The 12,164-nt window shown below is 59.3% G+C and carries 9 protein-coding genes; 4 read left to right on the top strand and 5 right to left on the bottom strand.

Annotation, left to right across the window (positions count from 1 at the left end; all coding sequences use genetic code 11):
- Window positions 1-109 precede the first annotated feature (109 nt).
- From HMPREF1267_RS01805 to HMPREF1267_RS01790, 4 genes are read right to left on the bottom strand one after another with little or no spacing between them, the layout of a single operon-like run.
- Window positions 110-484 carry a hypothetical protein gene (locus HMPREF1267_RS01805; protein ID WP_005276566.1) on the bottom strand — a complete coding sequence of 125 codons (375 nt, stop codon included), beginning with the start codon at window positions 482-484 and terminating at the stop codon, window positions 110-112.
- A 56-nt stretch (window positions 485-540) separates the two neighbouring features.
- Window positions 541-1,290, bottom strand: coding sequence for a succinate dehydrogenase/fumarate reductase iron-sulfur subunit (locus HMPREF1267_RS01800; RefSeq protein ID WP_005276565.1), 750 nt, complete (start codon window positions 1,288-1,290; stop codon window positions 541-543).
- Complete coding sequence (locus HMPREF1267_RS01795) at window positions 1,290-3,305, bottom strand: fumarate reductase/succinate dehydrogenase flavoprotein subunit (protein ID WP_023028196.1); 2,016 nt, start codon at window positions 3,303-3,305, stop codon at window positions 1,290-1,292. The genes HMPREF1267_RS01800 and HMPREF1267_RS01795 overlap by 1 nt, the downstream gene beginning before the upstream one ends.
- A 15-nt stretch (window positions 3,306-3,320) precedes the next feature.
- Window positions 3,321-4,076, bottom strand: a complete 756-nt coding sequence (locus HMPREF1267_RS01790) for a succinate dehydrogenase cytochrome b subunit (protein WP_023016617.1) — start codon at window positions 4,074-4,076, stop codon at window positions 3,321-3,323.
- 372 nt (window positions 4,077-4,448) lie between these two features.
- On the opposite strand from HMPREF1267_RS01790, the gene ramB reads away from it, so the two are divergent.
- Window positions 4,449-5,858, top strand: coding sequence for an acetate metabolism transcriptional regulator RamB (ramB, locus tag HMPREF1267_RS01785; protein WP_023028195.1), 1,410 nt, complete (start codon window positions 4,449-4,451; stop codon window positions 5,856-5,858).
- Window positions 5,859-5,951: 93 nt separating this feature from the next.
- Here ramB and lpdA read toward each other — a convergent pair whose 3' ends face one another.
- A complete protein-coding gene (gene lpdA / locus HMPREF1267_RS01780; protein WP_023028194.1) occupies window positions 5,952-7,364 on the bottom strand; it encodes a dihydrolipoyl dehydrogenase in 1,413 nt (470 codons plus the stop codon).
- A gap of 634 nt (window positions 7,365-7,998) precedes the next feature.
- Between lpdA and HMPREF1267_RS01775 the strand changes: the two genes are divergently transcribed.
- The 3 genes from HMPREF1267_RS01775 to HMPREF1267_RS01765 all read left to right on the top strand — a co-directional run bounded on the left by HMPREF1267_RS01775 (window position 7,999) and on the right by HMPREF1267_RS01765 (window position 12,162).
- Complete coding sequence (locus HMPREF1267_RS01775) at window positions 7,999-9,078, top strand: alpha/beta hydrolase family protein (RefSeq protein WP_005276560.1); 1,080 nt, start codon at window positions 7,999-8,001, stop codon at window positions 9,076-9,078.
- 36 nt (window positions 9,079-9,114) lie between these two features.
- The gene (locus HMPREF1267_RS01770; protein WP_023028193.1) at window positions 9,115-10,440 is read left to right on the top strand and encodes a M1 family metallopeptidase; all 1,326 of its coding nucleotides are present in this window, start codon (window positions 9,115-9,117) and stop codon (window positions 10,438-10,440) included.
- Window positions 10,441-10,605: 165 nt separating this feature from the next.
- Window positions 10,606-12,162 (top strand): HNH endonuclease signature motif containing protein, encoded by a 1,557-nt coding sequence (locus HMPREF1267_RS01765; RefSeq protein WP_023028192.1) that lies wholly within the window; start codon window positions 10,606-10,608, stop codon window positions 12,160-12,162.
- Window positions 12,163-12,164 lie beyond the last annotated feature (2 nt).

Below are 12,164 nucleotides of genomic sequence, written 5' to 3'. Positions count from 1 at the left end.
CTTCAAATACAAGCAACCCCCGCCTCCTGCAGAGCTTATATGCGGTAGAGGCGGGGGTTGTGTAGAGTCAGTACAGAAACTGAGACGTTGCCTGAACTAGGCGTGCGCCTTAGTTAACTCGGCCGGTTTCCTTGCGGTACTGGCGGTAGTAGCGGCGTCCATAGTGGATGGTGCCGGCGGCTGCGATGGCCACCACAACCAAGGAAATGACGCCGATGGCGATGGTCAGGCCGTAGTTGCCTTCACCTGCGGTGCCCAGCGGGGTGTCCCACACGCCGAGGCCCCAGATGAGGATGCCGGCTGCTGGCAGGCAAGACAGGATCAAGCCCATGCCGACCCACGTGGAGGTGCGGAGAAGGGAAGAGTGAGGAGCTGCGAAGGATACTGGGTCGTAGCCTTCGATGTAGTTGTCCTGAATCTTGCCGGAGAACTCCGGATACGTTTCGCTCTGGTAGTCAGCAACTACGTGGGTGTTATCGCTCATGGCGGAGTCTTTCTGTCTTTCTCTCGTTCCTAGTATTCCTACGGAATAACTCTAGCTTAGTCGTCCTTGCCACGGAAAGCAGCACGTGCACGTTCGCGGGTAACGGCAGATACTGCGGTCAGTGGGACGCCAGCCGGGCAGACATCGGCACACTCACCGTAGAGGGAGCAGTGGCCGAAGTTGGATTCCAAATCAGCAACCATGTTGCGGGCACGGCTGCCGCGCTCTTCCTTACCCAGCGGCATCATGGACAAGTGAACCAGCTTGGCGCCGGTGAACAGGTGTGCCGCACCGTTCGGGCAGGCAGCAACGCAGGCACCGCAACCAATGCAAGCGGCGTGGTCCAGCGAGTACTCGGCGGTCTCGTGGTTGATGTGCATGGTATCGGCATCCGGTGCGGTGCCGGCATCCATGGATACGTAACCGCCCTGCTCCATCACGTGGTCCAGTGCGGAGCGGTCAACCACCATGTCCTTAATGACGGGGTACGCAGCGGAGCGGAAGGGCTCCAGCTGGATGGTGTCGCCATCGTTGAAGTTGAACAGGCGCTGCTGGCAGGCAGGGGTGTTCTGGCCCGGGCCGTGTGGGCGACCGTTGACGGTCAAACCACAGGTACCGCAGATGCCCTCGCGGCAGTCAGAAGCGAAAGCGAACGGTTCTTCGCCGCGCTCAACATAGCCTTCGTTGACGTGGTCCAATAGCTCCAGAATGGACATCTGCTCGGAGGCATCATCCACCTGGACGGTTTCGAATTTACCTTCCTGGGTGGGTCCGGCTTGACGCCAGATCTCAAGTGTCAATTTCATTACTTGTAGTTCCTTGTCATCAGCGGGATCGAGTCAAAGTACAGGGGTTCTGCGTGGCGGATGAACTCGTTCTTGTTCGCGCCCGGCTCCCAGGCGGAAACGAAGCACCAGTTTTCATCGTCACGCTCGGCTTCGCCTTCTTCAGAAAGGTGATCTTCGCGGAAGTGAGCGCCGCAGGACTCATCGCGGTCGAGGGCGTCGATGCACATGAGCTCACCCAGGTCCAGGTAATCGGCAACGCGCAGGCCGTATTCCAGGACTTGGTTCATGTCATTCGCCTCACCAGGGATGCGGACGTTCTTCCAGAAGTCATCGCGCAGCGCGCGGATCTTCTCGATGGTGTCCTTCAGGTCCTCGATGTTACGGGACACGCCGCAGCCGAAGTACAGAAGGTCACCCAGCTGGCGGTGGTAGTGGGACGGACCGTGCGGGTCATCGCCGTGGACCTGCATCAGCTTATCGATGCGCTCCTGGGACTTCTGCACGGCTTCCTGCGCCTCCGCGGAATCCTCGGCCAGCTTGTCCTCGTTGAGGTGGTCAGCCAAGTAGTTCGGGATAGTAAACGGTAGGGTGAACCAGCCGTCAACAGAAGCCGAAAGCAGAGAGTTAGCGCCCAGGCGGTTAGCGCCGTGGTAGGTCCAGGAGCACTCACCGGCGGCGAAGAGGCCGTCAATAGAGGTCATCTCGTTGAAGTCGGTCCACAGGCCGCCCATGGTGAAGTGGCAGGTAGGAGCGATGCGCATGGGGGTCTCGTACGCGGACTCACCAATGGCCTCTTCATACATCTGAATGAGGTTGGAGTAACGCTCGCGGATCTTATCCTTACCCAGACGCTCGATGGCGTCGCGGAAGTCAAGGTAGACCGAGTTCTTCAGCGGTCCAACGCCCAGGCCCTTGTTGATCTGCTGGGAAATTGCACGGGAGGCAACGTCACGGGGAACCAGGTTGCCGAAGGCCGGGTAGCGGCGCTCCAAGAAGTAATCGCGCTCTTCCTCCGGAATGGTGTTCGGGTCGCGGTCATCGCCCTCTTCCTTGGGGGACCAGATGCGGCCGTCGTTACGCAGGGACTCCGACATCAAAATGGTCTTGGACTGCCAATCGGAGTTAACTGGCAGGCCCGTCGGGTGGAACTGCACGAACGCCGGGGAAGCCAGGTAAGCGCCCTTGTCATAAGCGCGCATCATGGCGCTGGCGTTGGAGTTCTTTGCCAGGGTGGACATGTGGTAGACGTTGCCGTAACCACCGGTACCCAGGATGACGGCGTGGCCGGTGAAGGCCTTGAGCTCACCGGTAATCAGGTTGCGGGTGACGATGCCGCCCGCGCGCTTCTTGCCGTTGTCCTCGTAGGTGATGATGTCCTGCATATCGTTGTGGGCAAAAAGCTCCACATTGCCCAGGCCGATCTGACGGTACAGTGCAGAGGTCGTGGACAGCTGCAGCTGCTGACCTGTTTGGCCACGGGTGTAGTAGGTACGGGAGACCTGCACACCACCGAAGGAACGGGTGGCCAAGGTGCCGCCGTATTCACGGGCGAACGGGGCGCCGATGGCGTTCATGTGGTCGATAACACGAACGGACTCGTTAGCCAGGCGCCAGCAGTCAGACTCGCGGCAGCGGTAGTCGCCGCCCTTTACGGTGTCCTTGGTGTGGCGGTACGCGGAGTCGTTATCCACCTTCTTGGCGCGGGAGGCGTTGACACCACCCTGCGCAGCAATGGAGTGCGCGCGGCGCGGGGAGTCGTGGTAGGTAAAGACCTTGACGCCGTAGCCCAATTCACCAAGGGCTGCCGCAGCAGCACCCGCGGACAAGCCGGTACCTACAACGAGGACCTCGAACTTGCGGCGGTTCAGTGGGGAGACCAGGTTCATGTGGTCAACGTGGTGAGCCCACATATCCTTCATCGGCACGCCGTGCGGTTCCTGGGATTCCAGGATATTACCAGCGGAGACGCCCTCAACGATGGACTTTGGGTGCGAGAAGTTGGGGTGTTCACGCTTGAGTTCAGTAGTAGTCATGGGTTCCTATCTCCTTTAGCTGACCAAGCCCAGGGCAACGGACAAAGGCATAACGATGTTGCCGATGCATACAACGGCCGGGATGATGTAGGCCAAGACCAAGAAGGTCTGACGCCATTTTGCACCGGTTATACCCAGGTCAGATGCGGCGAGGCGGATGCCGTGGGTCAGGTGCAGGAAGAGGCAGCACATTGCCAGCACGTAGAAGATGGTGACCGGCCAACGGCTAAAGGTTTCGATCATATTGGCCTTAACAGAGCCTTCAACGAATCCCTCTGGGGCCATCGGCTGTACGCCCATGGTGAGGTCCAGCAAGTGGAAGATGATGAAGAGCAGCAGCACGATACCAGTTACCAGCATGGACTTGGTGGCGAAGGAATCCAGGCCACCCATCAGGTTGGTGCGCTTGAACTTGCCGCGGGATGCCTTGGAGCGGGAAGCCAAGGTAAAGGCACCGTAGATGTGGGCAAGGATTGCCACGATCAGCACGATGCGGATGATCCACAGGGCAGAGCCGTGCGGCAGCAGCGGTTCACCCATAGAGCGCAGGAACTCGCCGTACTCATCCAGGGCGGGCTCACCGTTGTGTGCCGGCATGTACAGCTTCAGGTTGCCGGCCATGTGGCCGACGACGAAAAGCGCAAAGAGCAAACCGGTAACGGCCATGATGAGCTTCAGTACCCACGATGGCGTTCCGGGCTGCTGACGAATTGGTTCATTAGTGATGTGGCCGTGAGCGATTGCCTCACGGTCCGGATTTCTTAAAGTCATGACACCTCCATAGTCGTACTTACCTTAACTGGGCTTAACCGCTGGTTACTAGTTATTTTCGAGCGGCCAATTGCTCCTGGTTCGCAAGCGCGACGAGGCGGTGAGATCTTTTAGGTAAGGGTAGCCTGAGAACAAGAATGCGAAAACGCTGTTACCTTGGGTACCTTCATTTCCGCAATGCAGATGTTTCATATTTGTAGCCCAAACTGTGAGCTTCGCCACTCCATGTTGCGCAAGTGATTAGTCCACCCCTTTATGTGTCAAACTTTCGCATGAAACCCCACAAACAGCGTGTCCAGGTAGCGAAGAGTCTTCACAAAATTTTCGCCATAAAGATGCACAGCCGCGCTCGCTACTAGTAACCTTTGGCGCATGAGTAAGACGTATGTGGGCTCTCGCCTTCGCCAGCTTCGCCGTGAACGCGATCTCAGCCAAGCCTCCCTAGCTGGCACCCTCGGCCTTTCCGCCAGTTACGTCAACCAGATTGAGCACGATGTCCGCCCGCTCACCGTGCCGGTGCTGCTGCGCATTACCGAGGTCTTTGGCGTCGACGCCACGTTTTTCTCCCGCGATGATGACTCCCGTCTCCTCGCGGAGATCCAGGACGTCATCCAAGACAAGGAGCTCTGCCCCTCCCCGGTGGAGCTTCAGGAGCTATCGGAGCTGGTATATAACCACCCCACCGTCGCCCGCACGCTTGTCGATGTACACCGCCGCTACCGCAACGTGCGCGATAAGCTCTCGCTGGCCACGGATACGAGGCGGACATCGGAAAGCGCAGCTGCCCTATCCATGCCGCACGATGAGGTGCGCGACTTCTTTTATGCCCGGCAAAATTACCTGGACGGACTGGACCATCATGCGGAGGCGCTTGCCGATGACCTCCGGGTCACCCAATTCGGCATTCGCGATGCCGAGCAGGCGCTGGCGAACCGGCTGCGCGAGGAACACGGCGTAGATATCGAGCTGACGGCGCAGATGGATGGCACGCTGCACCGCTTTGACCGCGAGAGCGGGCAGTTCACGCTCGCCTCGCGCCTGAGCGAGGGCCAACGCGCCTTCCGCATGGCCGCCGAGCTTGGCCTGCTCGAGGCCCAGGACCAGATCTCCGCGCTCGTGGCCGATGAGCCCTTTACCTCTGATTCCTCCCGCAGCTTGGCCAAACGCGGCCTAGCCAGCTACTTCGCCGCCGCCACGCTCATGCCCTATGCCATGATGCACAGCGAGGCCGAGCGCGCCGGCTACGACGTGGAGTACCTATGCCAAGTCTTCGGCGTGGGATACGAGACGGTCGCCTCCCGGCTTTCCACCCTGCAGCGCGATAATCTGCGCGGCGTTCCGTTTACCTTCGTGCGCGTGGATCGCGCCGGCAATATGTCCAAGCGGCAATCCGCCACCGGCGTGCACTTTTCCAATAATGGCGGCACCTGCCCGCTCTGGAATGTCTATGAGACCTTCACCCGCCCGGGGGTCATCTCGCGTCAGCTGGCGCAGATGCCTGATGGGCGCAACTACCTGTGGATTTCCCGCGCCGTGCAGCACCACCAAGGGCGCTACGGCGATACCAATAAGCTCTTCGCCATTGGCCTGGGCTGCGAGGCCCGCCACGCCGATCGCACGGTCTATGCGGAGGGCCTCGACCTCACCAATCTCCACGCCGCCACCCCCATCGGTCCAGGGTGCCGGACCTGCGCCCGGGAAAACTGTTCGCAGCGCGCCTTCCCTCCCATCAACGAGGCAATCAATATCGATATTCACCGCTCGGCGGTCGCGCCTTACTAGCTGGAATTTTTAGTCACACACAGCGAAACGGCACCGCGGTCCTCCTTCTTGGAGAACGCTGCGGTGCCGTTATGCGGTATAGGGGAGGCTTGTTTAGAGGTTGATCATGTGGCCACTGATGCCCTCGGCGGCTTCCTTCATGGCCTCAGACAAGGTCGGGTGGGTGTGTACGTTGCGGCCGATTTCCTCAGTGGTCAGGTCGAAACGCTGTGCCAAGGTCAGCTCAGGCAAGAGCTCCGACACGTTGGAGCCCACCATGTGTCCGCCGATGAGCTCGCCGAATTCGCCGTCAGCAATAAGCTTGACAAAGCCGGCGGTCTCATTCAGGCCAGCGGCCTTACCGTTTGCGGAGAACGGGAAGGTAGCAACCTTGATGTCCTTATCCGGGAACTTCTCCTTGGCTGCCTCTTCGGTGTAGCCAAAGGAAGCGACCTGCGGGTTGCAGAAGGTAGCGCGCGGCATGTTGTTGTAGTCACCCAAGAGCTGAGTTTCTGCATCAGCAATGGTTTCTGCCGCTACAACGCCCTGTGCCTCTGCCACGTGTGCGAGCTGCAGCTTCGCAGTGACGTCACCGATGGCGTAAATGTGGTCAACGTTGGTGCGCATGCGGTCATCGATGTCGATGGCACCGCGCTCAGTCAGCTCAACGCCGGTGTTCTCAAGGCCAAAGCCCTCAACGCGCGGAGCGAAGCCGATGGAGATCATGGCGCGATCCACGGTCAGGGTGTCCTGCTTGGAACCATCCTTGGATTCGACCTCAACGGTGACATCGTCGCCGTTGTCCTTCACAGAGGTGGTCTTGTAACCCGTCAGGAGCTTAACGCCAAGCTTCTTGTACTGCTTAGCAATCTCCTTGGATACGTCCTTGTCCTCATTCGGCAGGACGCGGTCCATAAACTCCACGATGGTAACGTCCACACCGTAGTTGGCCAGCACATAAGCAAACTCCATGCCGATGGCGCCGGCGCCCACGATGACCATGGACTTCGGTGCTTCCTCGTTCAGGATCTGCTCTTCATAGGAGACGATATTGCCGCCGAGCTCAACGCCAGGCAGGGACTTGACCACGGAACCGGTAGCGATGATGCAGTCATCAAAGGTAACGGTCTTACCTTCGTCATCGCCCTCAGTAATCTCAATGGTCTTATCGTGCTTGAAGGAACCCAGACCGTTAATCTCGGTGATCTTGTTCTTCTTCATCAGGTAGTGAACGCCCTTGACGATGCCCGAAGAAACCTTGCGGGAACGCTTGTGGGCCACACCGAAATCAAAGGAAACATCGCCGGAGATGCCAAAAGCCTTCGCCTCGTGGTTGAAGGTGTGGGCAACCTCTGCATTCTTCAGCAGCGACTTGGAGGGAATACAGCCTACGTTGAGGCAGACTCCGCCCCAGTACTGCTTTTCAATAACAGCGACTTTCTTTCCAAGCTGAGCTGCGCGGATGGCGGCAACGTAGCCGCCAGGGCCCGCACCGAGTACTACTACGTCATAATGTTCGTTAGTCACGCCCTACAGGATACGTAACTTTCTCCTCATTGTCGCGTAATTGGTCACACTTGGGGGCACCCCACCCCATGCGGCGGTGAGAAGAAGGAAAGGGCCCTGCAAAGGGAGGCATCGGCAAGCAGCAGATGCACCCCCGCAGGACCCTTGAGGCTTCGCAGGTTTAGATCAGGTGAAAGGAAACCAGCAGCTTGGAGTAGGCCTCCAACGCGGAGTGGATGAAGGGGCCGAGGAATTCGTTGATGGAAACGAGGACGGTATCGAAAACGTTCATTGAGGTTCTTTCTTTTGTTGGAGCGCACGTGCACAATCGCACTGCTTAGCTTTTCACACTAAAAGCACTAACGCAGCCATTTCTGCTGGCGTTACAGCTGCGCCGCGACTTCTTGGGAGATTATGACACACAAACCTCTATTGTCACAGTGTTTGTTATTATTAACAAAGGTACAGGCGTATAGAGCACCGCTTACCCCCGCTCATGCCCCAAATCGGCCTAGGTCTTTACCGGCGGGCATTTATTGGGCACTATAAATGGCGATATCTATATGGCTAAACACTGAATATACTTCCTCAATATGCCGATTTTTCGCGGCCGAAGTATAGTTATCGAGTCCACTCCCTACAGGAAAGAAGCACCATGAAGCGTCTCAATTCTGTCCTCGCGGCAGCTGCGGTTTGCACGGGCTTGGCTTATGCCCCCGTGGCAGGCGCGGCCGAGCTGACCCCGCAGCAGGTGGCGGGCGATGCCGCACAGTCCACGATTTCCCCGCTGGAGCCTACCCCGGAAATCGAGGGTAAGTCCTGGTACAAGAAGTACAAGGATGATGCGCGCGTTGAAAAGCTCGAGGCAACCTCGCCGGCGATGAACGGCCGGAAGATTCCTTTGGCCGTCGTCCGCGCCCAGCATGAAAACCGCCCGACCGTGTACCTGCTCAACGGTGCAGGCGGCGCGGAACAGGACATGGATTGGCTGAAGCTTTCTGATGCCGTTGACTTCTACCACTCGAAGGACGTCAACGTCGTTGTCCCACAGGCCGGCGCTTTCTCCTACTACACCGACTGGATCTCTGAGCCGAATTCGGGCTTCCTCCAGGGGCCACAGAAGTGGGAGACCTTCTTGACCAAGGAGCTGCCGGGGGCCATCGAGAAGCACATCAATGCCGATAACCACCGCGCCATCGCGGGCATGTCCATGTCCGCCACCTCCTCCCTGCTGCTGGCGCAGCACAACCAGGGCTTCTACGACGCCGTTGGTTCCTTTGCTGGTTGCGCGGCTACCGCGTACCCCATTGAGCGCCAGGGCGTAGAGCTGACCGTTGGTCGCGGCGGCGGCAGCGTGGACCAGATGTGGGGCCCGCTGGGTTCTCCCACCAACCGCTATAACGACGCCATGATGAATGCCGAGAAGCTGCACGGCACCGAGCTGTACGTGTCCTCTGGCTCTGGTCTGGCTAGCGAGGAAGACACATTTTCCTACATCCAGTCCAAGGGCTACAACCCGCTCCAGGCAGCGCAGGGCTCCGCTACCCTGCAGGTTGAAGGCGGCGCCATCGAGGCCGGGGTGAACTACTGCACCCACAACTTCAAGGCCAAGCTTGACCAGGCTGGCGTGCCAGCAACCTTTAACTTCCGCAATACCGGAACCCACTCGTGGCCACACTGGAACCAGGATCTGAAGGATTCCTGGCCAGTATTCGAGCGGGGCTTCAATAGCTAAATTTAGGCTGCGCGCAACGGGCGGTAGGGTGCAATTATGACATTGCTTCCTACCGCCTTTTCGCGTGCGCATACTGATCCTTATACTGGCGTGGACTTCAACCTCGGATTTGAAGTTACCCACTACACGCTGGACTTGAACTATCGCGTGGAGCCTAACCTGCTGCAGGGCGAGGCCATTTTGAGCGTGCGCGCGGTGGAGGGACTGACCTCCTTAACCTTAGATCTTGGCGGGGCGATGGTGGCGCGGCGCGTGACCGCCAAGCACGCGCCTCGGGTGGCTAAGTTCCGCCAATCTTCCGGGAAGCTGCGCCTGCGTTTTGCCTCCGAAATCCCTGCCGGAACCGAGTTTGAGCTGCACATTCGCTACGGCGGGAGCCCGCGCCCCATCCGCACCACATGGGGTGAAATTGGCTGGGAGGAAACCGAATCCGGCTCGTTGGTGGCCAGCCAGCCCAATGGCGCGCCCAGCTGGTTCCCGTGCGATGACACGCCTTCTGAAAAGGCGACGTATGACATCATCATCACCGCCGATAGCCCCTTTACCGTCATTTCCAATGGCGAATTGGTCTCCCGCAAGGCCGGCGGTTCCACCACCCGGTGGCACTACCGCACGCGCCACCCCATGGCCACATACCTGGCAACGGTACAGGTAGGCGAGTTTTCTTCGTATTCGCTGGGGGCTAATACCCAGGCGTGGGCCCCGGCGTTCTTGCGCGAGCGCGTACGCGAAGAGTTTTCCCGGCAGCAGGAGATGGTGGATTTCTTCTCCTCTATCTACGGGCCTTATCCGTTCCCCGCCTATCAGGTCATCATTACCGAGGATGAGCTGGAGATTCCCCTCGAGGCCCAAGGCTTGTCCATTTTCGGTTCCAACCATGTGAAGGGCGATCACGCCTTCGAGCGGCTCATCGCGCACGAGCTTTCCCACCAGTGGTTCGGCAATTCCGTCGGCCTTTCTGCGTGGACGGATATTTGGCTCAATGAGGGTTTTGCCTGCTACAGCGAGTGGTTGTGGGGTGAGCACAAGGGTGCGTCCTCCGCGCGCGAGGCGGCGCGCTCGCATTACCAAGTTCTGATGCGCAAGCGCCAAGACATCAAGGTTTCTGATCCCGGCGCGCGCGATATGTTCGATGACCGCGTGTACAAGCGCGGGGCCCTCGCGGTACACGCCATTCACCGGCTGCTTGGCGATGCCTTCTTCCCCACCCTCTCCTCCTATCTCACCCAGCATCAGCACTCCGTGGTCGAGCCCGCAGATCTTCTCTCGGCCTTCCGGGAGGCGGCGCCAAACGCCACTCTTTTCGATGCCACCGTTGCCGCATGGCTCGATGAAACAGCGTTGCCTAAGTTTCCGGATTAGTGGTTTTCGGGCGCTGTTTGGCGGGGGTTGCTTGCGTTTGGTTACGTCTGGGCCCGTTTGGTTGGGGAATGTACAGTCTATTGACCAATTCCTTTCTTGCGGTTGCGCTGGTGTTTTATTGACATAGAATAGAACATGAAAGCGAAACAGGAAGGAGGAGGAACCATGGAAACTGCCAAGCATACGGAAATCAATACAGCCATTTCTGATGTGGCTGCGGGGCTTACGCGCCTGCGCAACCTTATGCAGAATCCGGACGATCTCTCCTTCGAATTGCTCCACCCCAATTTCGAACACTTAGAGCGGGCGCTGGGCTATAAATCCACCATCGATGCCGCCTTTGCCTTTATTGCAGAGCGCGATGATGCCGGCAGGCGGGTCGGCTCTTCTAAGGCTAAGGACTACTTAGTCGCCCGCCTTGGCCTCACGGAGTCCGAAGCCGCCGCACGCCTGCGCAACGGCAAGAACCTCTTTGTACCCATCGAGGATCCTGAACCTACTCCCCCGCCAGCAGACGACGAGGCAGACGCGGCCGCGCAAAAGAAAGCCGAGGAGGAAGCGCGCCGCCGCGCCGAACGTGAGCGCCGCGCGGAAGAACAGCGCCGCAAGAAGCTCTTCGAGGAAGACCCCATCCCGGAACGCGTCCTCAACCTCATCGAACGGGAGCTGCGCAACCTCAATAAGTTCGCGGTCCCTGGGCCGCGGGAGCTGCGCAATAAGGCTCTAGAGGAAGCCAAGCGTCGCTCCTATGAGTCCCTGCGCGATTGGCTACGGCACGCTATCCGCAAAGCAAATAAGCACGCCGTCGATCCCTCTGGGAAGCGCGATCCGCACGCGGCCACCCGCAAGCGCCGCTTCAGCATTTCTAACCAAGATGCAGACGGTGGCGTGCACATTTCCGGCTACCTCGATGCCTCTGCCGCCGCCGTCCTGGCCAGCGCTTTCGCCCCTGCCAAGAATAAGGGCAGCGAGAGCCTGAGTCCCGAAGACGATACCCGCACCTATGCCCAGCGCATGGCGGATCAGTTGACCGCAGCACTGGGAAGCTACTTATCCTCAGGCCAAAAGAAGTCGGACGGCCTCGGCTCCTTCTTCGTCGCCACTACCCTTGAAGAGCTACAAGCGATGAACAGCGATACCCGCTTCACCACGAGCGTGGGAATCGACCTATCCCCGCTCGATCTTCTCCGCTTGGGCGCCGCGCAGCACGACTTTTTCTGCGCCGTTGATGACAAGGGCTTCCCACTCGAGCTCGGGCGCACCAAGCGCACCGCTTCGCTATGGCAAAAGTTAGCGCTCGCCGCCAGTGAAATCGTGTGCACCCACCCGGACTGCAACCGGCCGTGGCAAGACTGCGATGTCCACCACCTGCAGGCGTGGTCCCACGGGGGAGCTACAGACCTCCGGAACCTCACCCTGCTCTGCCGCCGGCACCACGTGGACAATAACGATAACCGCGATGGCCGCAATGGCATGGGGCATGCGGAAAGAGACCCGGAAACGGGCCGTGTAGGTTACCGCTCAGCGCATACCGGCGGGCTTTCGCCCTCGGTGGAGCTCAATGACTCCCCTGCGGCAGAGCAAGCCCCGGCGCGCAAGCTCGCCGACCCGCCTGCTCAGCCTCATGAACCGGTGGATTCACCACCCAGTTCCCCGGGCGATTCGCCGCAGCCTTCGGCTCCGGACTCACCACCTTCTCCGCCGCCTCCCGGCGCAGCGTGAGC

Origin of the sequence: Corynebacterium sp. KPL1824 (assembly GCF_000478095.1) — a bacterium.
Lineage (GTDB): Bacteria > Actinomycetota > Actinomycetes > Mycobacteriales > Mycobacteriaceae > Corynebacterium > Corynebacterium accolens.
The sequence above is the reverse complement of the archived record's forward strand: the minus strand, read 5'-3'. Positions and strand labels throughout refer to the sequence as shown.

Excerpts from the sequence above, each read along its gene's own strand:
- HMPREF1267_RS01775 (WP_005276560.1), top strand. The coding sequence starts at position 7,999 with ATGAAGCGTCTCAATTCTGTCCTCGCGGCAGCTGCGGTTTGCACGGGC.
- ramB (WP_023028195.1), top strand. The coding sequence starts at position 4,449 with ATGAGTAAGACGTATGTGGGCTCTCGCCTTCGCCAGCTTCGCCGTGAA.
- HMPREF1267_RS01800 (WP_005276565.1), bottom strand. The coding sequence starts at position 1,290 with ATGAAATTGACACTTGAGATCTGGCGTCAAGCCGGACCCACCCAGGAA.
- HMPREF1267_RS01770 (WP_023028193.1), top strand. The coding sequence starts at position 9,115 with ATGACATTGCTTCCTACCGCCTTTTCGCGTGCGCATACTGATCCTTAT.
- HMPREF1267_RS01765 (WP_023028192.1), top strand. The coding sequence starts at position 10,606 with ATGGAAACTGCCAAGCATACGGAAATCAATACAGCCATTTCTGATGTG.
- HMPREF1267_RS01790 (WP_023016617.1), bottom strand. The coding sequence starts at position 4,076 with ATGACTTTAAGAAATCCGGACCGTGAGGCAATCGCTCACGGCCACATC.
- HMPREF1267_RS01805 (WP_005276566.1), bottom strand. The coding sequence starts at position 484 with ATGAGCGATAACACCCACGTAGTTGCTGACTACCAGAGCGAAACGTAT.
- HMPREF1267_RS01795 (WP_023028196.1), bottom strand. The coding sequence starts at position 3,305 with ATGACTACTACTGAACTCAAGCGTGAACACCCCAACTTCTCGCACCCA.